Raw genomic sequence first — 24,586 nt, forward strand, 5'->3', positions numbered from 1 at the left:
CGTGATGGAATCTCGGATGGTCCGACCCGCCGGGTCGGCCGCTGGGCGTTGCCCGAGGGCAACGCGGACGCTGAATCGCGAGGGCGGTGACGTGAGCAAACGGCCAAAGACGGCGGGCTCTTTCCTGTCGCGGCTGCGCCGGCCGGCCGGTCGGCTCCGCGACATGCCGATCTGGTCCAAGCTCGGTCTCATCATGATCGTGCCGACCATCGCCACGGTCGTCGTGGGTACCAGTGGTCTGATCGACCACCTGCAGACGCTCAACAACGCCAACCGGGCCGGCGACCTGGCCAGCCTCGTCGGCTACTCGGGTGACCTGGTCGACAACCTGCAGGACGAGCGGACGGCCGCGCTGCGGCTGCTGGGCGCGCCGCCGGCCCAGGCGGACCCCTACAAGGACGCGTACAACCAGGCGAACGGCCGGGTGGACCAGGCCCGGGCGCCCTACTCGCAGCAGCGGGCCGAGGTCGAGGACCTGCCGACGAACTTCGAGCGGCTGCTGGACGAGATCGACGGGGACCTCAAGGACCTGCCCGCCACCCGCAGCCAGGTGCTCAACGGCAAGTACGGTCTCGTCCCGGCCGTCCAGCAGTACGACGAGATCATCAACCGGCTGCTGGCCGTCCGCGACTCGGCCACCCAACTGGCTGGTGACAGCGACCTGAGCGACCGGATGCGCGCCGCCACGGCCGTCGCCCGCCACAAGGAGTTCCTCTCCCAGCAGCGGAACGTGGTGCACCGGGTGCTGATCTTCAAGAAGATCACCCCGGCCCTGCGCACCGACTACATCTCCAGCGATACCGGTCAGGAACAGGCGCGCCAGAGCTTCGGAGTGGTCGCCAACCAGGCCGAGCGGGACCTCTACCAGGGCACCGTCGCCGGTCCCGACCTGCGCGAAGCCAACACCTACCGGGCCTGGCTGCGCGACACCAACACCAGCGACACCCTGGCCGGCGCGCCGTTCGACGCCAACCAGTGGGACGCGGCCATCGTCGCCAACGCCGACCTGATCCGCATCGTGGAGTCGAAGTTCGACCGCGACGTGGTCGCCAAGGCCGACGACATCCGCTCGGGCGTGCAGCGCCAGGTGTTCCTCGAGTCCGGCCTGCTGCTGAGCATGCTGCTGCTGGCCATCCTCTTCGCCTACCTGGTCGCCCGCTCGATGGCCCGCTCGCTGCGCGACCTGCGCCAGGGCGCCCTCTCCGTCGCCCAGTACGGCCTGCCGCAGGCGGTGGCCCGACTGCGTGACCCGCAGGTCACCGGGCAGCTCTCCCCGACCCAGCTGGCCAACCAGATCGCCGAGCCGCTGCCGGTGCGCAGCAAGGACGAGTTCGGCCAGGTGACCGAGGCGTTCAACGCCGTCCACCTGGAGGCCGTCCGGACCGCCGCCGAGCAGGCCGCGCTGCGCGCCTCCGTCGCGACGATGTTCGTCAACCTGGCCCGCCGGTCGCAGATCCTGGTCGACCGGCTGATCGGTCACCTGGACCGGCTGGAGCGCGGCGAGGAGGACCCGGACCGGCTGGCCGAGCTGTTCCAGCTGGACCACCTCGCCACCCGGATGCGCCGCAACGACGAGAACCTGCTGGTCCTCGCCGGTGCCGACTCGACCCGCGTGCAGCGGGAGCCGGCCGCGCTGATCGACGTGCTCCGGGCCGCCCAGTCCGAGGTCGAGCACTACACCCGGATCGAGTTCGGGGTCATCGACCGGGACATCGAGGTCGCCGCGCACGCGGTCAACGACCTGGTCCACCTGGTCGCCGAGCTGTTCGACAACGCGACCGCGTTCTCGCCGCCGGACTCGCAGGTGATGATCGAGGCCCGCCGGGTCGGCGACCGCGCCTCGCTCTACGTCGAGGACCGCGGCATCGGCATCAGCCCCGACCAGCTGTACGAGCTCAACGAGCGGCTCGCCACGCCGCCGCAGGTGGACGTGGCCGTCTCCCGGATGATGGGCCTGGTCGTGGTCGCCCGGCTGGCGTCCCGGCACGGGGTGAAGGTCGAGCTGCGTCCCGGCGCCGACCGGGGCACCGTGGCGGACGTCACGCTGCCGCCGTCGGTGCTGGTCCCCCGGGCGTTGGCCGGGCGGGCGCAGTCGGCCCCGGCGCTGCCCGCCGGCAACCCGCAGTCGTCCGGCCCGGCACCCGCCTTCGGTGCGCTGCCGGCGCTCGGCAACCTGCCCAACAGCCCGCGGACGAGCGAGTCCGGCAACCAGGTCACCCTGGGTGGCCGCCCGTTCGAGCCGGCGCCCCGCAACGGCACCGGCAGCCCGGCCCCGGCCGGCGCCGGGCGCGGCATGCCGGCCTGGTCGGACCTCACCGGCGCGACCGGGGCCAACGGCGGCGACGCCTTCGCCCCGCGCACCACTAACGGCCAGCCGATCGACCCGCTGCCGCAGCGGCGGGCGACCGACGCCGACCCGGGCACCACCGGCCAGCAGTCCGGCATCCCGCGGCAGCTGCCGAGCAGCCCGGAGGCGCGGCCGTACTTCCCGCCGCCGGTCTCCGCTCCGCCGGTGCCGCCGCACTCGGCCCCGCCGTACTCGGGGTCGGCGCAGTCGGCGCCGCCGTACTCGGGGTCGCCGCAGTCGGCGCCGCCGTACTCGGGGTCGCCGCAGTCGGCTCCGCCGTACTCGGGCTCGCCGCACTCGGCTCCGCCGTACTCGGGGCCGCCGGTTTCCTCCCCGCCGGTCTCGGGCATGCCGGTCTCCTCGTCCCCGGTCTCCGGGATGCCGGTCTCCGGTCAGCCGGTCTCGTCGGGTGGCCAGCTGCCGCAGCGCCCGGTGACGCCGCCGAACACCTCGGCGCCGCCGGCCTGGCCGCCGGTCGCCGGGGCGGACCGGGACCCGGCCACCCCGCCGGTGCCCGAGCGGCTGGCCGCCGCGCTGGACATGACCACCGAGCTGCCGCGGATGCCGCGTACGGACCAGCCGGCCCCGAACCCGGCGCCGACCCCGATGGCCCGACCGGCCGCCACCCCGGCCGCACCGCCCGCGCCGGCCCGACCGACGACCCCGCAGGCGCAGAACCGGCAGCGGTACGCGGACGAGACGATGGAGCTGCCGATCTTCCGGGAGCTCGAGTCCGCCTGGTTCCGTACCCGTCGACCGGGTCCCGAGGAGGCGGCCGGCGCCGGGCAGGCGGCGGCGACGAACGGCTCCGCCGCGACCCAGCAGTTCGCCAGGGTCGACGCCGCGGGTCGCGCCGTGCAGCAGACACCACCCGCAACGACAGGTAACGCACCGATGGCACAGACACCGACGGCCGGAGGAGCGCCGCGCGAGAACGGGGCGACAGCGAACGGCGGGGGCCGCCCCGCCGCCGCCGAGGGCCTCGCCAGCCGGCGGTCGCCGCAGCCGGGCGAGAGCGGTTGGGAGACCGCGGCCGACGAGGGCTGGCGGGCGGCGTCGGCCGCCAGCGCGGTGCCGGTGGCGGCCACCACGCCCACCGGGCTGCCGAAGCGCACCCCGATGGCGCAGCTGGTGCCCGGCGCGGTGGAGAAGCCGACCACCTCGGTGCAACGGCGGACGCCGGAGTCCGTCCGTGGCCTGCTCTCCGCCTATCACCGCGGCGTCCAGCGAGGGCGTAGCCACCCGTCCGACAGCAACCCGACCAGCCCGGAGGAGACTCCGGGAGGGCAGCAATCCTCGCAGTCTGGCTCAGGCCCGATGGCCGGGAGCGGGCAGAAGGAGCAAGAAGGATGACAACTACGCAGGATCTCGGTTGGCTGCTGGCCAACTTCGCCGACCGGGTGCCCGGTGTCGCGCATGCGGTCGCCGTCTCCGCGGACGGCCTGCTCCTCGCGTCGTCACGGGATCTCCCGCGTGACCGGGCCGACCAGTTGGCCGCGATCGCGTCCGGCCTGGTCAGCCTGACCCAGGGCGCGGCCCGCTGCTTCGAGGGAGGCGCGGTGCTGCAGACGGTGGTGGAGATGGACAATGGCTTCCTGTTCCTGATGTCCATCTCCGACGGTTCCTCGTTCGCCGTGCTCGCCGCGCGCAGTTGCGACGTCGGGCAGGTCGGTTACGAGATGGCCCTGCTGGTCGACCGGGTGGGCGACGCACTGACCCCGCAGCCGCGCGCGGCCGCGGGCATGTTGGGCTGACGTCCTGCTGACCTCGAGGTCGGCGGCGCAGCAACGACAAGAGAGACGGGCTCCATCGGATGGAGCCGGTGCCGGGTACGAAGGAGGTGAGCGGCGACATGGTTGATCGTGACGAACCGACCGGAGCGTTGGTCCGTCCCTACGCCGTGACCCGTGGTCGTACCCGCCCCCGACTCGACATCGCGCTGGAGGCGCTCGTCGAGACGACGGTGCGCGGCAGGGCCGCTGCCAACGGCAGCAGCGGCCAGGGCCGCGAGCACCAGTACATCGCCGCGCTGTGTGACGGACGCGTGCAGTCGCTAGCCGAGATCGCGGCGCGGATGCAGCTCCCGCTCGGTGTGGCCCGGGTGCTCATCGCCGACATGGCGACGGACGGCCTGGTCGCGGTCCACGAGCCGACCATCCTGGACGACTCGGACGACGCGGTGGGCACTGAACTGCTGGAGAGGGTGCTGAGTGGACTTCGCAGGCTCTGACATGTCGCACCGCCCGCCGACCCCGAGCGGGCGCGTGACGTCGGCGAAGATCGTTATCGCCGGTGGATTCGGCGTCGGCAAGACGACGCTGGTCGGCTCGGTCTCGGAGATCACGCCGCTGACCACCGAGGCCATCATGACCTCCGCCGGCGTGGGCGTCGACGACACCCGGCAGGTGCCGGGCAAGACGACGACCACGGTGGCGATGGACTTCGGCCGCATCTCGATCGACCGCGACCTGATCCTGTACCTGTTCGGTACGCCGGGTCAGACCCGCTTCTGGTTCATGTGGGACGAACTGGTGCGCGGGGCGATCGGCGCGGTCGTGCTGGTGGACACCCGCCGGCTGGCCGACTGCTTCGCGGCGATCGACTTCTTCGAGCACCGGCGGCTGCCGTACCTGGTGGCCATCAACTGCTTCGACGGGATGCAGTACCACGACCCGCAGGACGTCCGGGACGCGCTGGCGATCTCGAGCGACGTGCCGGTGGTGGCCTGCGACGCCCGGAATCGGGAGTCGACGAAGCACGTGCTGATCTCGCTGGTCGAGTACGTGCTCACCATGCGCCGTTCGCGCGCGGTCGCGCCGGCCTGATCGTCCGCCCAGCGCCCGGTGGCCCCGTGCCACCGGGCGCTGGTTGCTGCCCTGGTGCGGGCCGACGTCGCCGCCCCGCACCCGGTGGCCCCCGTCGCCCTCGGGCGTCCTGCCCTGTCCCCGCTCCGGCCGCCGCGTCGTCCACCGTGGTGCGCTGCGCCCGTCAGCGACGCCGCCACCCACCCGACTCGTTCTGCGGCACGTCTAGTGATCCACGGTGGACGTCGAGCACTGAGCGGGCGCCGACCACCCGACGCACGCCGTCGGCCGCTCCGCGGTACACGGTGGACGTCTACCGCCGTGTGGGCGTCGCCCGCATCCGGCCCGCCTGGCGCGTCGGTCGGTACGCCGTCGACGGTGGACACCGTAGGGCTGTGTGCGGGCGTCCGTCGTGACATCGGCGGCCCGTCTGACTCATGCGGGCGATCGGCATGCCGTCTACGGCGGACGCCGCAAGCGCGGCCGGCGCGTCCGCGTGACCGGAGACCGCGTGCCGGAGCGCCTCGGGGTGCCGGGGGCAGCAGATGGGACGGGAGCGGTGCCGACGACGGGCTCAGGGCGGCGTCCGGGCCCGTGTACCGCCCGCTGGCGGACGAACGTGGGCACCGGTACCGCGGGGAGGCGGGGCCGGCACGGTGCAGGCTGAAAGACCAACGGCGGCCGCGTGTCTCTGAGGACCGGCGGGGGCGTCGCTGGCCGCGCTTTGGCCAGGCCGTAGGGGCGGGCGTCGACGATGACGGGGGTCGAGGGCAACGCCGGCGCGGGCCGCGTCGTCGCCGGACCTACGGGCAGACGACAGCGCCCCTGGCCACCGAGGACGACGAGCGTCCGGTGACCAGGGGCGAGGTGCCTGGTGGCGTGCGCCGCCGATCAGGAGCGGTAGCCGGCGGACCGGTACTCGTACTCCCGCTCGTCGTCGCGGTCGCCGGTGTCGCGGCTGAAGTCCCAGCCGCCGGCGGCTTCCCGGCCCGGCCGGCCGCCGACCGCGAACCCGCCGATCTCCTGGCCGCGCCGCCAACCCCGGAAGTACCCGGTGGTGTTCTCGGCGAGGCTCGCCGCGTCCCGGACGATCCGGAGTGGACGCTCCTCGCGCAGCGGGGAGCCGGGGACGAGGTTCGCCTGCGGAACGCGCTTGGGCAGCCCGGCCTTGGTCTCGGCACCCACCGCCGGGCGGGCCGCCTGCTCGGCCGCCTGCCAGCCCGTGTCGGCCGTGGTCGACCACTCCAGGTCGGTCGACTCGGTGTGCCCGACGAACCAGGCGGACTTCGCCTGGGCGAAGATCAGCAGGTCGCCGTCACCCTCGTCGGAGACCGGCGGGGGACGACGCTCCACCGGCGGCGGCGGCCGGTGCTCGGCGGCCGGGCGCTCGGTACGGGCAGGGGCCGGCCGGCCGTTGCGCGGGGCGTCCTCCCGGTCGACCAGGCGCAGCGGCGGCGTCTCGAGCTGCGGGTCGGTGGGCGGGTTCAGCCCGTCGCGCAGTGCCCGGTCGGCCATCGGCGGGGGCTCCACGAGCCGCAGCATCGGCGGCTCCTGGGGCAGGTCGTCGGCGAGCCACGGCGGGGTGACCCGACGCTCGACGCCGGGATCGGTGGGTGCGTCGACGCCGCGCCCACCCCGGTCGCCGTACGAGCCGACGACGGGGTTGTTGGCGGAGCTGTCGGCCGGATCCTCCGGGTTGTTCACCAGCGGCCAGTTGGCGCGGGAGCCCGGCGGGGCCGACGGCTCCTGGTCCGGCCGGGGCGTGGGCACCGGGATGCTCAGGTCGGTGGCGCTGAAGCCGCCGGTCGGCGCCTCGCCGTTGGTCTTCGGCCGGGGCGGGATGACGGTGCGCTGCCGCTCGGCGCGGGCGCTGTTGATCGCTGCGGTGGTCAGCGTGGGCCGGAAGGGCTCCCCGGCCTCGGCCGGGGGCACCGTGCCGCGCTGCGCCGGCGCGATCGGGGTGATCCCGGGCGGCGGTGGCGGCGCGGAGACCGGCCGGTTGGTCGGGCCGTCGACCCGGCGCGGGGCCGGCTCGGTGTGGGCCGGCGCGCCGGAGACCGGCGTACCGGCCGCCGCGGCCGGGGTGACCGGCCGCGGCGCCACCGGCGGCGGGGTGACCGGCGCCGGCGCGACCGGCGGCGGGCCGAGCGGGCGGGGTGACGGCGGGGGAGTGCCGCCGGAGACCGGTTCGGGACGGCTGCGCCGGCCGCCGGACGCCGCCGGCTGATGCTCGGCGGGCCGGATCGTGCGCAGCCCGGCGGTGCTGGTGGTCAGGCCGGGCAGCTCGCCGACCGACTCACCGCGCCGGGCGGCGGCGCGCCGGCCGGGCGCCGGGGGCGCGGGCGTGCTGACCCGGGCGCTGAGCGCACCGACCAGCGCGTCGCAGCCGGCGTCACAGGCCCGGACCGAGGCGACGGCCTGGCGCACGGTCTCCGCCACGGCGGTGGTGAGGGCACGGTTGACCGCCGCCCGGCGGGGGGTCTCGGAGATGGCCACGCGCAGCGCGGTCACCGCCTCCTCGATCTCCTCGGCATCGGCCACGCCGTCCGTCGCGAGGTGGGCCGCGATGGCGTCGGCGGCCACCGAGACCTCGCGGCCGCGGGAGACGGTGCCGGTCAGCATGCCCGGCTCCGGCAGCGCGTCGAGGACGGCCAGCGGGACCGGCTCGGCCGGGTCCGGGTAGGCGCGTAGCGCGGCCGGGTAGAGCTCGCGGAGCACCTCGCGCAGCGCCACGGCGGCCGAGTGCCGGCCGCTGGCCAGCGCGGCGTGCGCGGCGAGCACCTGCTTGTAGCCGGCGAGGTCCCGGGGTGCCGGCAGGGTGACCGCGGAGAGGGCGCCGGCCTGCAGGGCGCGGGCCAGGCCGACCGCGCGTCGCTCGACGGGCGGGGACTGCATCTCCTCCAGCGAGTCGTCGTCGGCGAACCGCTCGGCGAAGTCGTCGACGGAATCGTCGTCGGCAATCGCCAGTGGGCGACCCGCGGCGCTGAGCAGCGACGTGACCGTGTGGTCGTCGCTGTCCGCGGCGATCGCCGCACCGCTCGGCCCGCCCGACCGCTCCACGAGCAGCGCGACCAGTCGGGCGTAGCCCGCCGCATCGTCGCCGACCTCGCAGACATGCAGCAGACGGCCTGCGTCGTCGACCACAGCGGACGTCAGCGTCGAACCGGCCGAAACCGGTCGGTCGGCCGGATCCGCCGAGGCCAGACCGCAGTACACGCGCACGAGCGCCACGGCGTCGTCCTCCTCCCGGGACACAGGTCTTTCTCTGCCAGAGACTGATGCTCCCTGGAACGCGTCAGTCGCGCCAGTCCACGACCGCAGAGATCTTGCCGACAATGGTGCGCCAACCCAGACTTGCGGTTTGTGCCCCGATTTTCTTCAGCCGCCGACGGCCGAGGAAACCGCCGATGCCGCCGTCGACCGTGGCCCGCAGCGCCTCGTCCAGGTCGTCGAGGCTGGAGCCGGCGGAGAGCATGTCCAGCACCGCCGGCAGGCGCAGCGCGTACGCCAGGTCACGGGCGATCTCGCCGGCCTCGATCAGCAGGGTGGTGTCCCAGGCGTCGTGCCCGCCCCGCAGGTTCTCGACGACCAGGTCCAGCTCGTAGATGTCCTCGTCCAGCGGGGCGATGTCGGCCGGCTCGACCCGTTCGGACAATTCATTCCAGCTGTCCAGTTGGGACAGATCGTTCGGCGCGCCCGAGCGGACGAAACTGACCAGCGACTCCGGGGTCTTGAACAGCAGCAGCCGGCCCCGGTGGCTGAGGAAGACCGGGACCTCCTCGTCGCCCGCCTCGTCCTCGGTTTCGTCCTCCTCGGCCTCGGCGTCCTCGTCGTCCTTGCCGCGGCGACGGGACTTCGCCTCCTCCTCGTCGCTCTCGGCGAACTGGTGGGCGACGTCCTCGTCGAGGATGACGACGGACTCGTCGTCATCCTCCTCCTCGATCACCTGGCGGCGGGCCAGGAACGGGTCGTCCTGGTCGCGCTCGGCGACGTCGGTGGGGGTCAGCTCCCGGGCCGGCCGGTACGCCCGCAGCGTGTAGCCGGTGCCGGCCGGCAGGGCGATCTCCACCGGGTCGATCCGCAGCTCGTCCCAGAGCGCGCGGGCGGCCTCGGCCGACGCGGACGTGGTGTCGGGCTCGACAGGGCCGTCGGTCTCGTCGAGCTCCGGCTCGTCGGCGTCGGGCCGTTGGGGCGACTGACGGGCCACGCTGACCTCCGTGTGCTTCGGGTTGCCCACCCGTCGGCGTCCCGTGCCGGCGAGTGACTCTGGGCACATACCCTAGTGGGCGGCTCCGGGAGGCCGTGCCCGCACCCCGGTGGCCATTCCGCCGACGGACAAGTAGCGTAGCTACACATGAAGGCCCAGGCGCTGCACGGACACCTCGACGCACTCCTGCTGGCGGTGCTGGAGCAGGGCGCCCTGCACGGTTACGCGATCATCGAGGCGCTGCGCACCCGCAGCGACGGCCACCTGGACCTGCCCACCGGCACCATCTACCCGGCGCTGCGTCGGCTCGAGCGGGCCGGGCACGTGGCCAGCAGCTGGAGCACGGTCAACGGGCGGGAGCGCCGGACGTACCAGCTCACCGACGCCGGCCGGCGCGCGCTGGCCGGAGAGCGCTCCGGCTGGCGCGAGTTCAGCTCGACCGTCGGGCGTTTCCTCGACCCCGAGACGCCGCCGGGCGCCCCGGCCTGACCGTCGGCCGTGCGCGGGCGCGGGATGGTCAGCGGGCGGCGGTCAGCCAGGAGCGGGCCGCGCGGCCGATCCAGAGCTGCGCGGCGCCGACCAGCACCGCGCCGACGATCATCGGCGGCCAGGTGAGGGCCGCCTCCCAGAGCCCGACCGACCAGGCGAACAGTGCCGTGCCGGCTGCCGCCGCGAGGACGAGGACGCCGGTCAGGCCGGCGCCGACCACCCGGTTGAGCGCGGCCGCGCCCGGCACACCCCACCGGTCGGCGCCCGTCGCCACCAGCAGCCCGGCCGTCGCCAGCGCGAACGCGGCGATCCAGAGCCAGTCCATCGAGGCGGAGAGGAGCAGGTAGCCGGCCGGCGGCCGGGGGCCGTCGCTCCAGCTCGCCCCCTGCCAGGTCAGGTCACCGGCGACGATCGCGACGGCGGCCACCGCGACGACCCGCAGCGCCAGCCCGCGCAGCGCGCCGACCGCCAGCTCGGCCTGGTACGCCGGGGCCAGCTGCGCCGGGTTGCCGAACTCGGCCACCGCGCGCCGCTGCGCCTCCGTCGGCGACAGCCCGCCCTCCCGATACGCCTCGACGGCGTCCAGCAGGCCGTGCCGGGCCTCGGTCAACAGGTCGGACTTGAGTCGTACCGGCCCGCGCAGCCGGTCACCCAGCTCGCGCAGGCGCGCCTCCACCAACACCTCGTCACCGCCGGACATGGCTCCACCCTGCCACGGCTGCCCGCCGTGCGTCGTCCGGGACAACCCTGGCCGGACCCGGAGGCGCGGTCAGGGGGTCAGCGCGAGATACCCGCGTTCGGCCGCCTCCTGGAGCCGCCACTGGTCCCGGTACCAGCCGGGGGCCGCGACCAGGTCGGCGTGCCGGCCGCGCTGGACCACCCGGCCAGCGTCCAGCACCACGATCTCGTCCAGCCCGGCCAGCCCGCTGAGCCGGTGGCTGATCAGCAGCACCGAGTGCCCGGGCGGGGTGGCGGCCAGCGTCGAGGCGAGCACCGCGTCGGCGGCGGCCGGGTCGAGCCCCTCGGTCGGTTCGTCGAGCACCAGCACGCCCGGGGCGGCGAGCAGCGCCCGGGCCAGCGCGAGCCGTTGCCGCTGGCCGCCGGAGAGCTGCCCGCCCTCCTCGCCGACCACCGTGTCCCAGCCCTCCGGCTGCTCGCGTACCCAGTCCAGCAGGCCGGCCGCCGCGGTCGCCGCGGCCAGCTCGTCGTCGCTCGCGCCGGCGCGGCCGAGCAGCAGGTTGTCCCGGACCGAGGCGTGGAAGACGTACGCCTCGGCGAGCAGGCCGCCGACCGCCCGGGGCAGCTCCTGCTCGGGATACGCCGACAGGTCCCGCCCGTCCAGGGTGACCCGGCCCGCCTCGGGCCGTACCGACCCGGTGAGGACGGCGGCGATGGTGCTCTTGCCCGCGCCGCTCGGCCCGACCACGGCGACCCGCCGCCCGGCGGGCAGGTGGAGGTCGAACCCTTCCAGGGCGGGTGCGGCGCCGGCCCGGTAGCGCACGGTCACGCCGGCGAACCGCACGTCGTGCGGGGCGGCCGTGGTCACCGTCGCGGCGCCGGGCGCCGCCGCACCGCCACCGGCCGGCGTGGCGTCGGCCGGCACCGGGAGGGCCGGGGCGGCGCCGCCCGGGGTGGCGTCGGCCGGGGTGGCGTCGGCCGGGGTGGCGTCGAGCAGGGCCGCGACCCGGGTCAGACCGGCGCGCAGCTGGGTCCACTGCCGGGCGGCCCCGACCAGCGCCAGCGCCACCTCCACCGCGGCGAGCGCGCCGACCGCGAGCACCCCGACCAGGACGCCGTTCACGTCCCCGGCCAGCGCGACGAGCACCACCGCGCCGGCGGTCAGCCCGGCGACCAGCACCCCGGCCGCGTCGACGGCGAACCCGGTCGCGGCGAGCCGTCGTTCCAGCCGGGCCAGCCGCCCGGCGCGCCGCTCGGCGGCCGCCAGCGCGGACCCGGTGGCGCCGAACGCGGCCAGGTCGGCCGCGCCGTGGGTGAGGTCGACGGCGTCGGTGGCCAGCGCCCCGCGCAGCGGCGCCACCTCGGCGGCGGCGCGCCGGGTGATCGCGGTGGCCAGCGCGGGCAGCGCGACGCCGGCCACCAGCAGGCCCAGGGCGAGCGCCCCGGCGGCCGCCGGGGAGATCAGCGCCGCCCCGCCCACCGCCACCACGCTGACCAGCGTGGCCGCCGAGGCCGGCACGAGCACCCGGAGCAGCAGGTCCTGCACCGCCTCCACGTCGGAGACCAGCCGGCTCAGCGCGTCCCCGGTGCGCTGCTCGGGCGCCCGCCGGGCGGCGAGGGTGGCGAAGACCCGGGCCCGGACGTCGGTGACCAGCCGGAGCACGGCGTCGTGCCCGGCGAGCCGCTCGGTGTAGCGGAACACGCCCCGGCTGATCGCCAGGGCCCGGACCGCGACGATCGCCACGGTGAGCCGGTCCAGCGGCGGCCGTCCGGCCGCGCTCATCAGCAGCCAGGTGGCGGTGGCCATCAGGGCCAGTCCGGCGAACTCGGTGACCGCGGCGAGCAGCCCCGCGCCGAGCAGCCGGCCCAGGTACGGCCGGGCCAGCCGGAGCACCGCCCGCTCGGGGCCGACGCCGCGCCGGCCGTCACCGCCCGGAGCCGGTGCCACGGCGGGTGCTGTCGGGCTCACCGGATCACCTCCGGGGTCGGTACCGGGCTGAGCTCGGTGACCCGGCCGTCCTCGACCCGCAGCACGCGGTCGGCGTCCTCGAGCAACGCGGGGCGGTGCGCGACCAGCAGCGCGGTCCGGCCGGCGACCAGCCGGCGCGTGGCGGCCAGCACGACCGCCTCGGACGCGCTGTCCAGCCGGGCGGTCGGCTCGTCGAGCAGCACCACCGGGGCGTGCCGCAGGAACGCGCGGGCCAGCGCCACCCGCTGCCGCTGGCCGCTGGAGAGGCCGTGCCCGCGCTCGCCGAGCACGGTGGCCAACCCGTCGGGCAGCCCGGCGACCACGTCGTCCAGCGCGGCGTCGTGCACCGCGGCGGCGAGCGCGGCGTCCGGGGTGTCGGGGGCGCCGAGCCGGATGTTGTCGGCCAGCGAGGCGGCGAAGAGGTGGGCACGCTGCGGCACCCAGGCCAGTTGCCGGCGCCAGGTCGCCGGATCCGCGCCGGCCAGGTCGACGCCGCCCACGGTGACCCGGCCCGCGGTCGGGGTGACGAAGCCGAGCAGCAGACCGAGCAGGGTGCTCTTGCCGGCGCCGCTGGGCCCGACGATCGCGATCCGCTCGCCCGGCCGGATGGTCAGCGTGACGTCCCGCAGCGCGGTGGTGCGCTCGTACTCGACGGTCACCGACTCGAACCGGATCTCCGCCCGTCCGTCCGGGGCGGGACCGTGCGTGCCCTCCGGCGCCGGCGGCGTGGCCGAGACGGTGAGCGCCTCGTCCAGCGCGGTGAGCCCTTCCATGCTGGCGTGGAACCGGGCCCCGGCGGCCCGCAGCGGCAGGTACGCCTCCGGGGTGAGCAGCAGTACCAGCAGCGCGGTCTGCAGGGCGAGCCCGCCGCCGAGCAGCCGCAGGCCGACCGGCACCGCGACCAGGGCTACCGAGAGGGTGGCCACCAGTTCCAGCACCAGGGCGGAGAGGAACGCGATGCGCAGCGTCTTCATGGTCGCCACCCGGTGCCCGTCGGCCATCCGGCGGACCGCGTCCACCTGGGCCCGGGCCCGGCCGAAGGCGCGCAGCGTGGGCAGCCCGGCGACCATGTCGAGGAAGTGCCCGCCGAGCAGCGACAGCCGTCGCCACTGCCGTTCGGTGGCGGCCTGGGCCTGCCAGCCGAGCAGCGCCCCGAAGATGGGGATCAGCGGCAGGGTGGCCGCGATGATCAGCGCGGAACTCCAGTCCGCCACGAAGACCCGGGCCAGCACGGCCAGCGGCACGGTGACGCTGAGCACGAGCTGCGGCAGGTAACCGGTGAAGTAGGCGTCCAGGGCGTCCAACCCGCGCCCGGCCAGGGTGGCCAGCTGCCCGGCACGCTGCCCGGCGACCCAGCCGGGGCCGTGCCGCCCGACCGCGCCGAGCAGTTCCACCCGCAGCGCCGCCTTGACCGTCGCGGCGGCCCGCGCCGACACGGTGCCCTGCGCCCAGACCAGCAGCGAGCGCGCGGCCACGGCGGCGACGAAGCCGGCCAGCGCCGGCCGGTCCAGCCGACCTTCGAACGCGGTCGCCAGCAGCGCCGCCAGCGCGGTCGCCTGGGCCACGACCAGCCCCGCGGCGACCACGCCCAGCAAAGCGAGCACGGCGAGGTCGCGCCGGGCCGCGGGGACCCGGCGCAGCAGACGCGGGTCGAAGGGACGGCGGTTCACCAGTACACCGGTGCCCTGCCGTCGGTCCGTCCCCGGAAAACCCACCAGCACATCAGCTGAAAGCCTAGTAGGGCCGGCAGGAGCGGCACCGTCAGCCAGCCCAGCAGTCGCAGGGTGGGGCCGCTGGCCGCCGCGTCGGCCACGGTCAGCGAGGCGCCGGGGTCGACGGTGGAGATCAGTGCGTACGGCCAGAGGGTCGCGCCGACCAGCGCCACCAGCCCGGCCAGGGCGGTCCCGGTGGCGGCGAAGGCCAGCCCCGGCCGGCGCCGGGCGAGCGCCGCCCGGGCCACCAGTAGCGCCCCGGCCAGCAGCGCCGGCGCGAGCAGCGCGGCCACCGGCTGCTGTGCGGCGGCGCGTACCCGGTCGGAGAGCAGGCCGAGGACGGTGGCCGTGCCGATCGCGGCGAGGGCCACCGGGATCAGCCGGCGGGCCAGCCGGCCGGTCGCTTCGGCGTCGGCGGCCGGCAGCCGCAGGGTGAGGAAGGTCGCGCCGTGCGCCGCGACCAGCGCCACCACGGCCAGCCCGGCGGCGGCCACGAACGGGGTGAACAGGTGGGTGATCCCGGCGACGTGCCCGTCGGCGTGCAGCGGCACGCCCTGGAGCAGGCCGGCCAGCAGGGCGCCCCAGCCGAGCGCGGCGAGCAGGCTGCCGATCACCACCACCCGGTCCCACCCGGCCCGGGACCGCTCGCCGGCCGGGCGGCTGCGCAACTGCACCCCGGCGGTCACCAGGATCACCCCGACCAGCGCGCCGACCACCGCCGGGTAGAACCCGGAGAGCAGCTCACCCTCCAGCACGGGGAAGGCGCCGAACAGGATGCCGACGGCGGCGACCAGCCAGACCTCGTTGCCCAGGAAGAACGGGCCGACGGCGTTGAGCGCCGCGCGGCGGCGGGCCGGGTCGGTGCCCCGGGCGAGCAGCAGCCCGACGCCGTAGTCGTAGCCGCCGAGCACCAGGTAGCTGGCGAAGAAGAGGCCGAGCAGGGCGTACCAGGCGAGTTCCACGGTGGTCTCTCCCTCAGGCGAAGGCGGGCGCGGGACGGGTGTCGGCGGGCGGCTGGGTGGGCGGCCGGCCCAGGGCCGGATCGGCCGCGCCCCGGGCGGCGTGCCGGGCCAGCAGCACCCAGTTGGCCACCGCCAGGGTGCCAAGCAGCAGGCTGAAGCCGATCAGCGAGGCGAGCATCACGCCGGCGTCGACGCCGGAGACGGCCTGTTCGGTGGGGAGCAGACCGTAGGCCACCCAGGGCTGCCGGCCGACCTCGCGGGCGATCCAGCCGAGGATCACCGCGACGAACGGCAGCGGCAGGGCGAGCAGGATCAGCCAGAGCGGGAAGCGCAGCCGGATCGCCCAGTCCCGCCAGAGCAGCGGGAGCAGCAGCCAGAGGGCGCCGAGGGTGAAGCCGATCAGGATCATGAAGCCGAGCCCGACGCTGGCCAGCACCGGCGGGGTGTAGTCGCCCTCGCCGAACCGGGTGGTCCACTCGGTGACCAGGGCGTCCGCGTCCGGGTTGCCGCCGAACTTGGTGGGCTGCACCTGCCCCACCGGCCCGAACTGGGCGAAGCCGAAGCCCTGCACCATGGTGATCGACAGCGCCGAGGTGACCAGGCCGATCCGCAGCGAGGTGCGGAACAGCGCGTGGTCGGGGGTGCGCCGGATCAGGTGCCAGGCGCTGACCGCGGCCATCAGCATCCCGCCGACCAGCAACGCGGCGAAGACCACGTGGCCGAAGGCCATGCCGAGGCTGGGGTTGGTGAGTAGGGCGGTGAAGTCGGTGAGGTGGGCGATCCCGTCGCGCAGTTCGTAGCCGACCGGGTTCTGCAGCCAGGAGTTGGCCACCATGATCCAGAACGCCGAGGCGTACGCGGTGAGCGCGACCCCCCAGAGCAGCGCGAGGTGGACGCCCTTGCGCAGCCGGTGCCAACCGAAGATCCACATGCCGAGCAGGGTGGACTCGAGGAAGAACGCGACCAGCGTCTCGATCGCCAGCGGGGCGCCGAAGACGTTGCCCACGTAGCGCGAGAGGCCGCTCCAGTTCAGCCCGAACTGGAACTCCATCACGATGCCGGTGGCGATGCCGAGCACGTAGTTGATCACGTAGAGCTGACCCCAGAACCGGGTCAGCCGCCAGTAGACCGGCTTGCCGGTCAGCACCGCGGTCGTCTGCAACCCCACGAGCAGGGTGACCAGGCCGAGGGTGACCACCACGAAGAGGAAGTGGATCGAGGTGGTGGTGGCGAACTGCAGTCGGGCGAGGAGGAGGGTGTCCATGGCCGGCTCTCCGTACTGTCGGCTCACTTGTCGTAGTGAGCCTACACGTAGATTACCTACGCATAACTACTACGCCACGTCGTAGGAAAGTTTACGACATGGCGTAGTAGTTTGGGGGAGTGCGGGCCGAGCGGTCAGGTGAGGAAGAGCGAGATCGGCAGGGCGACCAGCGTGCCGGCCACCGCCAGGGCGACGCCGCCGAGCAGCCGGGCCGGCTGGTCGGCGACCAGCAAACGCTGCACCCGGACGTCCAGGTCCCGGTCGCCGAGCCCGAGCGCGCCCGCCGGGGTGATCCGGTGTCCGGCCGCGGCGAACCGGCGCAGCGCGCGGCCCAGCGCCTCCGGGTGCGCCTCCCGGGCCTTGTCGTCGGCGCGCATCTCGACCAGCAGGGCGACCCGCTCGTGGATCTCGCGTACCCAGCCGAACCAGGGCAGCGTCCGGCAGAGCGCGGTGAACGGCAGCAGCACCAGGTCGTGCCGCTCCTCGGCGTGCGCCCGCTCGTGCGTCAGCACCGCCGCGAGTTCCGCGCGGTCCAGCAGGCTCAGCGTGCCGGCGCTGACCACCACCTGCGGCTTGACCCCCGGCAGGCAGTACGCCGCCGCGCTCGGGTGGTCGAGCACCAGCGCGCCGGGGGCCGCCGGGTCGTTCCGGGCCACCAGGGCGAGTAGGTCCCGGTGCCGGCGCTGGGCGCGCACCGCGCCGAGGATGGTGCGCACCGTCGTGGTCAGCAGCACCGCGCCGATGCCGAAGCCGACGCCGACCAGGCTCAGCTGGACCGCCCCGAGCCCGGGCGGCAGGGTGCCGTGGACCAGGTCGCCGCCCAGCGCCACCAGCGCGCTGCCGGTCGGCCGGTCGTACGGGGCCAGACCCACCGCGATCGGGAGGCCCATCTCGGAGAGGCCGAGCGCCAGCCCGATCGCCTGCCAGCAGACGATCGCCACCCGGGGGCTGCGCCAGGTCCAGGTGGAGCGGGCCAGCACCTGCGCGGTCGCCAGGCAGGCCAGCATCGACGCGGCGAAGTGCAGGGCGTACGCCACGGCCGCCGCCCTACCGGTCCGCGGCCTCGTCGGCGACGGGCGCGCGGGCGACCCGGTCGGTCGGTGCCTCGACCCGGTCGGTCAGCTCGCCGGTCGCGGCCGGCACGCCGCCGGCGGCCTCGGCGGCCAGCGCGGCGCGTAGCACCTCGGCCTCGGTGCCGGTCACCGAGCGGGCGAAGCGCACCAGCGCGGCGTCCCGGCTGCCGCCGAGGTCGAGCGCGTCGAGCATGAGCTGGGCGATGTACCCCTCGCGGCTGGCCGCGGCCCGGTAGCGCCAGGCCCGGCCCTCCCGCTCGCGCTGCACCATGCCCTTGCCGGCCAGCCGGTCCAGCACGGTCATCACCGTCGTGTACGCCAGTTCGCGCCCGGCCAACGCGTCCGCGACCTCCCGCACGGTGACGCCGTCCGACGCGGCGGGAACCGAGTCCCACAGCACGTCCATCACCGCACGTTCGAGATCACCCAGCCGAGTCACACCGCAATCCTACCCCCGGTAGTAGACCCCCGCCCCGCCCCCTCCACGCCCATGGGGCTGGGCGCAACTTCGGGGAAAGTGCGGCCTCCGGATGCGCCGAGGCCGCACTTTCAGGGATGTTGGCGTGGGCGCGGCTGCCCGAAACCAAGAGGTCGGGCCGGCTCACACCCCCTTGGGGTGCCAGACGGTCTTCGTCTCCAGCAGCGACGTCATCCGCGCGAGACCCGGGTCGCCGAACCAGTCGTGGTCGGCCGGCACCGGCCGGAGCACCCGCTTGAGGTTCTCCGCCGCCTTGACCTCGAGGTCGGTCGCCAGCTCCGGGTCGGTCACCCCGGTCAGGTCGATGGCGTTGACGTCCATGTGCCCGGCCAGCGCCGGCACGGTCTCGGAGAGCCGGCCGGTCAGGATGTTGACCACACCGCCGGGCAGGTCCGAGGTGGCGAGCACCTCGGCCAGCGTCACCGCCGCCAGGGGCTCGGCGGGCGAGGCCGCCACCACCACCGTGTTGCCGGTGACGATCGCCGGGGCGATCACGCTGACCAGGCCGAGCAGCGCCGGCCGCTCCGGGGCCACCACGGCGACCACGCCGGTCGGCTCCGGCGCGGAGAGGTTGAAGTACGGGCCGGCGACCGGGTTCGCGCCGCCGTACACCTGGGGGAGCTTGTCCGACCAGCCGGCGTACCAGACCCAGCGGTCGACCGCCGCGTCCACCTCGTCGCCGGGCACGCCGAGCGCGACGAACTGCTCGCGCCGGCCCTCCAGCATCTCGGCGGCCCGGTAGAGGATCTGCCCCCGGTTGTACGCGGTGGCGCCCGCCCAGCCCTTGACCGCGGCGCGGGCGGCGACGACGGCGTCCCGCGCGTCCTTCCGAGACGCCAAAGACACGTTCGCGTCCTGCACGAGATACGACCGTCCCGACTCGCTGCGTGGGAACTTCCCGCCGATGAAGAGCTTGTACGTCTTGCGTACCGCGACCCGCTCAGACATTGAGGTAGCCCTCCAGCCCGTGCCGGCCGCCCTCGCGACCGTAGCCCGACTCCTTGTAGCCGCCGAACGGCGAGGTGGGGTCGAACTTGTTGAACGTGTTGGCCCAGACCACCCCGGCGCGCAGCCGGTCGGCCGTCCAGAGGATCCGGGAGCCCTTGTCGGTCCAGATCCCGGCCGACAGCCCGTACGGGGTGTTGTTCGCCTTCTCCACCGCCTCGGCCGGGGTGCGGAAGGTCAGCACCGACAGCACCGGCCCGAAGATCTCCTCGCGGGCGATCCGGTGCGCCTGGGTGACCCCGGTGAAGATGGTCGGGGCGAACCAGAAGCCGCGCTCCGGCAGCTCGCACGGCGGCGACCAGCGCTCCGCGCCCTCCGCCGACCCGGCCTCGGACAGCTCCCGGATCCGGGCCAGCTGGGCGGCCGAGTTGATCGCGCCGATGTCGGTGTTCTTGTCCAGCGGGTCACCGACGCGCAGCTGGGCCATCCGCCGCTTGAGCGACTCGAGCACCCGGTCGGCGACGTTCTCCTGCACCAGCAGCCGGGAGCCGGCGCAGCAGACGTGCCCCTGGTTGAAGAAGATGCCGTTGACGATCCCCTCGACCGCCTGGTCGATCGGGGCGTCGTCGAAGACGATGTTGGCGGCCTTGCCGCCCAGCTCCAGGGTGAGCTTCTTGCGGGTGCCGGCGACCGAGCGGGCGATGGCCCGGCCCACCTCGGTGGAACCGGTGAAGGCGACCTTGTCCACGCCCGGGTGCTCGACCAGCGCCCGGCCGGTCTCGCCGGCGCCGGTGACGATGTTGACCACGCCGGCCGGCAGGTCGGCCTGCTGGCAGATCTCGGCGAAGAGCAGCGCGGTGAGCGGGGTGGTCTCGGCCGGCTTCAGCACCACCGTGTTGCCCGCCGCGAGGGCGGGCGCGATCTTCCAGGCCAGCATCAGCAGCGGGAAGTTCCACGGGATGACCTGCGCCGCGACGCCGACCGGCTTCGGGTCCGGCCCGAAGCCGGCGTACGGGAGCTTGTCGGCCCAGCCGGCGTAGTAGAAGAAGTGGGCGGCGACCAGCGGCAGGTCGACGTCGCGCGACTCCTTGATCGGCTTGCCGTTGTCCAGCGACTCCAGCACCGCCAGCTCGCGGGAGCGCTCCTGGATGATCCGGGCGATCCGGTACAGGTACTTGGCCCGGTCCCGGCCCGGCATCGGGCCCCAGACCTTGTCGTACGCCGCCCGGGCGGCCCGGACCGCGCGGTCGACGTCACCGGCGCCGCCCTCGGCGACCTCGGCGAGCACCTCCTCGCTGGCCGGGTTGATCGACTTGAAGCTGCCGCCGTCGGTCGGGTCGACGAACGCTCCGTCGATGAAGAGCCCGTACGTCGGCTTGATGTCCACCACCGAGCGGGACTCGGGGGCGGGGGCGTATTCGAACATCGGCTCTCAGTCCAGGGTGAAGTAGTCGGGACCGGAGTAGACGCCGGTCGTCAGCTTGGTGCGCTGCATCAGCAGGTCGTTGAGGAGGCTGGAGGCGCCGAACCGGAACCAGTCCGGGTCCAGCCAGTCCGGGCCGACGGTCTCGTTGACCATCACCAGGTACTTGACGGCGTCCTTGGTGGTCTTGATGCCGCCGGCCGGCTTCACGCCGACCTGGCGACCGGTGGCGGCGCGGAAGTCGCGCACCGCCTCCAGCATCACCAGCGTCACCGGGGGCGTGGCCGCGACGGGCACCTTGCCGGTGGAGGTCTTGATGAAGTCGCCACCGGCCAGCATCGCCAGCCAGGAGGCGCGCCGGACGTTGTCGTAGGTGGCCAGCTCGCCGGTCTCCAGGATCACCTTGAGGTGGGCGTCCCCGCAGGCCTCCTTGGTGGCGACGATCTCGTCGTACACCTCGGAGTAGCGGCCGGCCAGGAAGGCGCCCCGGTTGATCACCATGTCGATCTCGTCGGCGCCGGCCTCGACGGCGGCCCGGGTGTCGGCGAGCTTGACCTCCAGCGGCGCCTGGCCCGACGGGAAGGCGGTCGCCACGCTGGCCAGGTGCACGCCGCTGCCGCGGAGCACCTCGGCCACGTGCGGGACCATGGCCGGGTAGACGCAGACGGCGCCGACGTGCGGGCAGGACGGGTCGGCCGGGTCGGGACGCAGCGCCTTGGCGGCGAGCGCCCGCACCTTGCCCGGCGTGTCCGCGCCCTCGAGGGTGGTCAGGTCGACCATCCGGATGGCCAGGTCGATGGCCTTGGCCTTGGCGGTGGTCTTGATGGAGCGGGTGCCGAGCTGTGCCGCCCGCTGCTCCGCGCCGACCTGGTCCACGCCCGGCAGGCCGTGCAGGAAGGTCCGCAGAGCGGTCTCGGATCGTCCCAGCTCGGAGAGATCCGACCGGGCCGACGTCGCTGTCGCCGTCATGTCTGGAAGTCTACGCATCCGCCCGGTCAGTGATCTTGGTCACGCCGTCGGTCGGTGAGCGGGATCGCTGGTCCGCCCGCACCCGCAGTGCCCGGGCCGCCGGTTCGGTAGGTTGAGCGACCGTGGACGTACTCGTCATTGACCATCCGCTCGCCCAGTCGCGGCTGACCGCCATGCGGGACGCGCGCACCGATTCCGCCAACTTCCGCGCGGCGCTGCACGAACTCACCACCATGCTGGTGTACGAGGCGGCCCGGTCCTTCCCGGTCGAGCGGTACCCGGTGCAGACCCCGGTCACCGGCACCGAGGGCACCCGGCTGGCCAACCCGCCGCTGCTCGTGCCGGTGCTGCGGGCCGGGCTCGGCATGGCCGACGCCGCGCTCGGGCTGCTGCCCGAGTCCTCGATGGGCTTCGTCGGGCTGGCCCGCGACGAGGAGACCTACGAGCCGCGCGCCTACATGGAGTCGCTGCCCCGGGACCTGGCCGGGCTGCCGGTGCTGGTGCTCGAGCCGATGGTGGCCACCGGCGGTTCCCTCGAGCACTCCTGCCGGCTGCTCGCCGACCGGGGCTGCACCGACATCACCGTGCTCTGCGTCCTGGTCGCACCCGTCGCCATCGAACGGCTGGAGCGGTCCGGCCTGCCACTGCGCCTGGTCACCGCCTCGATCGACGAGGGCCTCAACGACCGGATGTTCATCGTCCCCGGTCTCGGCGACGCCGGCGACCGCCAGTTCGGCGGCATGCCCCGCTTCTGAACCCCGCCGGGCGCGCCCCACGCCGAGTTCGTGCGTGGGGTGCGCGCAGCCGCTAGCGTCTCGGGCCATGACTGGTGTTGCGCTCGCCGAAGAGCTGCTCCTCCTCGCCTACGACGACGAGACCGGCAAGGCGACCATGCCGAGGATCAGCCTCGACCTGGGGATGGCCGCGGCGGTGCTGATCGAGCTGGCCCTCGCCGGCCGGATCGCGTACTCCGACGGCTCCCTGACGGTGGTCGACCCGACGCCCACCGGCGAGCCGGTCGCCGACGCCGTCCTCGAGCGGATGGCCGCCGACACCCCGCACTCCGCCTCCTCCTGGGTGCAGCGGCTGCGGCACGGCCTGCGCGACCGCATCCTCGGTGACCTGTGCCGCCAGGGCGTGGTGCGGGACGTGGACGAGACCGAGCTGGGCTTCATCCACGTGCACCGGTACCCGGTGGTGGACCGGTCGGTGGAGGCGGACACCCGGCGCCGGCTGGCCGAGGCGCTGACCGGCACGGCGGCGCCCGACGAGCGCACCGCCGCGCTGGCCACCCTGGTCGCGGTGCTCCGGATGGAACCGGCGCTCGGGATCAGCGCCGAGGCCGCCGAGGACGCCCGCCGCCGGCTGGCGGAGATCGCCAGCGGCGCCGGCTTCTCCGGCGAGGTCAGCCTGGAGGACTCGGTGGTCCGCCCCTCCGTCGGCCTGGTCGTGGTCGCCCTGGGCCGGGCGGTCGACGCCGCCCTCGGCCCGCGCCGCTGACCCTTCCGCCCCGCCCTCCCGGTGCGCCCGCGACGGTGGCCGCGCCGCGGGCGTCCCGGCTAGAGCCCGAGCGCGGCGGCGATCTCGGCGCGGAGGGCGGCGACGGCCTCGGTTGCCCGGGCGCGCGCCGCGGCGACGTCGCCGTCCGCGACCGGCTCGACCACCTCGAGGTACGCCTTGAGCTTCGGCTCCGTGCCGGACGGCCGGATCACCACCCGGGCGGCCTCGGTGCGCAGGATCACCACGTCGGCCTCGGGGAGCAGGTCCTGCGTCGTGGTGACCGGGTGGCCGAGCAGCGCGGTGGGGGTGGCGGCCCGGATCCGGGCCATCGCGGTGGCGATCTCGCGCAGGTCGTCCACCCGCACCGAGAGCTGGTCGGTGTGGTGCACGCCGAACTCCGCCGCGAGCTCGTCCAGCCGGTCGGTCAGCGTCCGGCCCTGCGCCTTGAGCCCGGCGGCCAGCTCGGCCACGGTCAGCGCGGCGGTGATGCCGTCCTTGTCGCGTACGTGGTCGGGGGCCACGCAGTAGCCCAGCGCCTCCTCGTAGCCGAAGACCAGCGGCGCGCGCCCGCCGCCGGCCCGGACGATCCACTTGAACCCGGTCAACGTCTCGTCGTACGGCACGTCCCGGGCGGCGCACATCGCCCGCAGCAGGGACGACGACACGATCGTGGTGGCGTACAGGCCGGTCACCCCGCGGCGCATCAGGTGGTCGGCGAGGAGCACCCCCACCTCGTCACCGCGCAGCATCCGCCACCCCGCCGCCGCGTCCCGGACGACCACCGCGCAGCGGTCCGCGTCCGGGTCGTTGGCGATGGCGACGTCCGCGCCGGTCGACTCGGCGAGCGCGACCAGCCGGTCCACCGCCCCCGGCTCCTCGGGGTTGGGGAACGAGACGGTCGGAAACGCCGGGTCCGGCTCGGCCTGCTCCGGCACCACCCCGGGCACCGGGAAGCCGGCCCGGGCGAAGGCCGCGGTGAGCACCGCCGCGCCCACCCCGTGCAGCGGGGTGTACGCCACGGCGAGGTCCCGCGGCCCGTCCGGCGCGATCACCGCGGCGGCCCGTTCCACGTAGGAGGCCACCAGGTCGTCGCCGAGCACCTGGCCGGGCGGGCCGAGCGGCACCTCGGCCAGCGGGCCGACCGCCCGGATCGCGGCCTCGATCCCGGCGTCGGCCGGGGGCACGATCTGGGCGCCGGCGCCGAGTCCGCCGCCCAGCTCCGCGCCCAGGTAGACCTTGTAGCCGTTGTCCTGCGGCGGGTTGTGACTGGCGGTCACCATCACCCCGGCCACCCCGCCCAGGTGCCGCACCGCGTACGCCAGCACGGGGGTGGGCAGCGGGCGGGGCAGCAGCAGCGCGGGCCGGCCGGCGCCGGTGGCCACCTGGGCGGTCCGCTCGGCGAACTGGCGGGAGCCGTGCCGGGCGTCGTAGCCGATCACCAGGGGGCCGGTGCCACCCTGGTCGGCGAGCCAGCCGACCAGCCCGGCGGCGGCCTGGGTGACCACCGCGAGGTTCATCCCGTTCGGGCCGGCGCGCAGCGGGCCGCGCAGCCCGGCGGTGCCGAAGGTGAGCGGCCCGGCGAACCGGTCGGCCAGCTCCGGGGCGCTGGTCGGCAGCCGGTCGAGCATCGCCTGCAGCTCCGCCCGGCTGGTTGGGTCGGGGTCGTCGTGGAGCCAGCGCCGGGCTTGCTCGCGAATGTCGTCGATGTCAGTGGTGTCCGCCGGCATGCCTCTTGATAGCACGCCGGCGGATCACCCCATCGGCTT

Annotated in this window: 20 protein-coding genes; 7 read left to right on the forward strand and 13 right to left on the reverse strand. The window is 74.9% G+C overall.

Translation table 11 applies throughout. The annotated features are described in order from the left end of the window. Positions 1 to 91 precede the first annotated feature (91 nt). The 4 genes from ACVCAH_RS06615 (at position 92) to ACVCAH_RS06630 (ending at position 5,172) form a co-directional block, all read left to right on the forward strand. Positions 92 to 3,700: a nitrate- and nitrite sensing domain-containing protein gene (locus ACVCAH_RS06615; protein WP_447135141.1), complete on the forward strand. Its 3,609-nt coding sequence runs from the start codon at positions 92 to 94 to the stop codon at positions 3,698 to 3,700. After that, positions 3,697 to 4,101: a roadblock/LC7 domain-containing protein gene (locus tag ACVCAH_RS06620; protein ID WP_067370442.1), complete on the forward strand. Its 405-nt coding sequence runs from the start codon at positions 3,697 to 3,699 to the stop codon at positions 4,099 to 4,101. The genes ACVCAH_RS06615 and ACVCAH_RS06620 overlap by 4 nt, the downstream gene beginning before the upstream one ends. A 98-nt stretch (positions 4,102 to 4,199) precedes the next feature. Beyond that, complete coding sequence (locus ACVCAH_RS06625) at positions 4,200 to 4,577, forward strand: DUF742 domain-containing protein (RefSeq protein ID WP_447135142.1); 378 nt, start codon at positions 4,200 to 4,202, stop codon at positions 4,575 to 4,577. A 1-nt stretch (position 4,578) separates the two neighbouring features. After that, entirely contained in the window at positions 4,579 to 5,172 is a 594-nt protein-coding gene (locus ACVCAH_RS06630) for a GTP-binding protein (RefSeq protein ID WP_089011241.1), read from the forward strand. 870 nt (positions 5,173 to 6,042) lie between these two features. Here the strand turns inward: ACVCAH_RS06630 and ACVCAH_RS06635 are convergent. Together ACVCAH_RS06635 and ACVCAH_RS06640 are read right to left on the reverse strand one after the other, a co-directional pair. Continuing rightward, positions 6,043 to 8,406: a transposase gene (locus tag ACVCAH_RS06635; RefSeq protein ID WP_447135143.1), complete on the reverse strand. Its 2,364-nt coding sequence runs from the start codon at positions 8,404 to 8,406 to the stop codon at positions 6,043 to 6,045. A gap of 40 nt (positions 8,407 to 8,446) precedes the next feature. Continuing rightward, a complete protein-coding gene (locus tag ACVCAH_RS06640) occupies positions 8,447 to 9,388 on the reverse strand; it encodes a DNA primase (RefSeq protein WP_447135144.1) in 942 nt (313 codons plus the stop codon). Positions 9,389 to 9,505: 117 nt separating this feature from the next. Between ACVCAH_RS06640 and ACVCAH_RS06645 the strand changes: the two genes are divergently transcribed. Then, positions 9,506 to 9,847 (forward strand): PadR family transcriptional regulator, encoded by a 342-nt coding sequence (locus ACVCAH_RS06645; protein ID WP_447135145.1) that lies wholly within the window; start codon positions 9,506 to 9,508, stop codon positions 9,845 to 9,847. Positions 9,848 to 9,875: 28 nt separating this feature from the next. On the opposite strand, the gene ACVCAH_RS06650 is transcribed toward ACVCAH_RS06645, so the two are convergent. From ACVCAH_RS06650 to deoC, 10 genes are all read right to left on the reverse strand, one after another. Then, the gene (locus tag ACVCAH_RS06650) at positions 9,876 to 10,547 is read right to left on the reverse strand and encodes a permease prefix domain 1-containing protein (protein WP_447135146.1); all 672 of its coding nucleotides are present in this window, start codon (positions 10,545 to 10,547) and stop codon (positions 9,876 to 9,878) included. Positions 10,548 to 10,616: 69 nt separating this feature from the next. After that, complete coding sequence (gene cydC, locus ACVCAH_RS06655; RefSeq protein WP_447135147.1) at positions 10,617 to 12,494, reverse strand: thiol reductant ABC exporter subunit CydC; 1,878 nt, start codon at positions 12,492 to 12,494, stop codon at positions 10,617 to 10,619. Next, positions 12,491 to 14,164, reverse strand: a complete 1,674-nt coding sequence (gene cydD, locus ACVCAH_RS06660; RefSeq protein ID WP_447135148.1) for a thiol reductant ABC exporter subunit CydD — start codon at positions 14,162 to 14,164, stop codon at positions 12,491 to 12,493. The genes cydC and cydD overlap by 4 nt, the downstream gene beginning before the upstream one ends. Next, positions 14,161 to 15,168 carry a cytochrome d ubiquinol oxidase subunit II gene (cydB, locus tag ACVCAH_RS06665; protein WP_447135149.1) on the reverse strand — a complete coding sequence of 336 codons (1,008 nt, stop codon included), beginning with the start codon at positions 15,166 to 15,168 and terminating at the stop codon, positions 14,161 to 14,163. Before cydB ends, cydD begins: the two co-directional genes overlap by 4 nt. A 13-nt stretch (positions 15,169 to 15,181) precedes the next feature. Continuing rightward, a complete protein-coding gene (locus ACVCAH_RS06670; protein ID WP_447135150.1) occupies positions 15,182 to 16,432 on the reverse strand; it encodes a cytochrome ubiquinol oxidase subunit I in 1,251 nt (416 codons plus the stop codon). A gap of 134 nt (positions 16,433 to 16,566) precedes the next feature. Continuing rightward, positions 16,567 to 17,469, reverse strand: a complete 903-nt coding sequence (locus ACVCAH_RS06675; protein WP_447135151.1) for a M56 family metallopeptidase — start codon at positions 17,467 to 17,469, stop codon at positions 16,567 to 16,569. A gap of 10 nt (positions 17,470 to 17,479) precedes the next feature. After that, entirely contained in the window at positions 17,480 to 17,944 is a 465-nt protein-coding gene (locus ACVCAH_RS06680) for a BlaI/MecI/CopY family transcriptional regulator (protein WP_447135152.1), read from the reverse strand. Between the two features lie 162 nt (positions 17,945 to 18,106). Continuing rightward, on the reverse strand, positions 18,107 to 18,931 hold the full coding sequence (locus tag ACVCAH_RS06685) for an aldehyde dehydrogenase family protein (RefSeq protein WP_447135153.1): 825 nt from the start codon (positions 18,929 to 18,931) through the stop codon (positions 18,107 to 18,109). Continuing rightward, positions 18,924 to 20,354 (reverse strand): aldehyde dehydrogenase family protein, encoded by a 1,431-nt coding sequence (locus ACVCAH_RS06690; RefSeq protein ID WP_447135154.1) that lies wholly within the window; start codon positions 20,352 to 20,354, stop codon positions 18,924 to 18,926. Before ACVCAH_RS06690 ends, ACVCAH_RS06685 begins: the two co-directional genes overlap by 8 nt. Positions 20,355 to 20,360: 6 nt before the next feature. Beyond that, entirely contained in the window at positions 20,361 to 21,320 is a 960-nt protein-coding gene (gene deoC, locus ACVCAH_RS06695) for a deoxyribose-phosphate aldolase (protein WP_447135155.1), read from the reverse strand. A gap of 122 nt (positions 21,321 to 21,442) precedes the next feature. On the opposite strand from deoC, the gene upp reads away from it, so the two are divergent. Continuing rightward, positions 21,443 to 22,075, forward strand: coding sequence for a uracil phosphoribosyltransferase (gene upp / locus ACVCAH_RS06700; RefSeq protein WP_447135156.1), 633 nt, complete (start codon positions 21,443 to 21,445; stop codon positions 22,073 to 22,075). A gap of 67 nt (positions 22,076 to 22,142) precedes the next feature. Beyond that, the gene (locus tag ACVCAH_RS06705) at positions 22,143 to 22,820 is read left to right on the forward strand and encodes a GOLPH3/VPS74 family protein (RefSeq protein ID WP_447135157.1); all 678 of its coding nucleotides are present in this window, start codon (positions 22,143 to 22,145) and stop codon (positions 22,818 to 22,820) included. A gap of 59 nt (positions 22,821 to 22,879) precedes the next feature. Here ACVCAH_RS06705 and ACVCAH_RS06710 read toward each other — a convergent pair whose 3' ends face one another. Further along, entirely contained in the window at positions 22,880 to 24,547 is a 1,668-nt protein-coding gene (locus tag ACVCAH_RS06710; RefSeq protein WP_447135158.1) for a phospho-sugar mutase, read from the reverse strand. Between the last annotated feature and the right edge of the window lie 39 nt (positions 24,548 to 24,586).

It is taken from the genome of Micromonospora sp. LZ34 (assembly GCF_052981855.1).

Excerpts from the sequence above, each read along its gene's own strand:
- ACVCAH_RS06620 (WP_067370442.1), top strand. The coding sequence starts at position 3,697 with ATGACAACTACGCAGGATCTCGGTTGGCTGCTGGCCAACTTCGCCGAC.
- ACVCAH_RS06625 (WP_447135142.1), top strand. The coding sequence starts at position 4,200 with ATGGTTGATCGTGACGAACCGACCGGAGCGTTGGTCCGTCCCTACGCC.
- ACVCAH_RS06630 (WP_089011241.1), top strand. The coding sequence starts at position 4,579 with ATGTCGCACCGCCCGCCGACCCCGAGCGGGCGCGTGACGTCGGCGAAG.
- ACVCAH_RS06645 (WP_447135145.1), top strand. The coding sequence starts at position 9,506 with ATGAAGGCCCAGGCGCTGCACGGACACCTCGACGCACTCCTGCTGGCG.
- ACVCAH_RS06650 (WP_447135146.1), bottom strand. The coding sequence starts at position 10,547 with ATGTCCGGCGGTGACGAGGTGTTGGTGGAGGCGCGCCTGCGCGAGCTG.
- ACVCAH_RS06670 (WP_447135150.1), bottom strand. The coding sequence starts at position 16,432 with ATGGACACCCTCCTCCTCGCCCGACTGCAGTTCGCCACCACCACCTCG.
- ACVCAH_RS06685 (WP_447135153.1), bottom strand. The coding sequence starts at position 18,931 with ATGTCTGAGCGGGTCGCGGTACGCAAGACGTACAAGCTCTTCATCGGC.
- ACVCAH_RS06690 (WP_447135154.1), bottom strand. The coding sequence starts at position 20,354 with ATGTTCGAATACGCCCCCGCCCCCGAGTCCCGCTCGGTGGTGGACATC.
- deoC (WP_447135155.1), bottom strand. The coding sequence starts at position 21,320 with ATGACGGCGACAGCGACGTCGGCCCGGTCGGATCTCTCCGAGCTGGGA.
- ACVCAH_RS06705 (WP_447135157.1), top strand. The coding sequence starts at position 22,143 with ATGACTGGTGTTGCGCTCGCCGAAGAGCTGCTCCTCCTCGCCTACGAC.
- ACVCAH_RS06710 (WP_447135158.1), bottom strand. The coding sequence starts at position 24,547 with ATGCCGGCGGACACCACTGACATCGACGACATTCGCGAGCAAGCCCGG.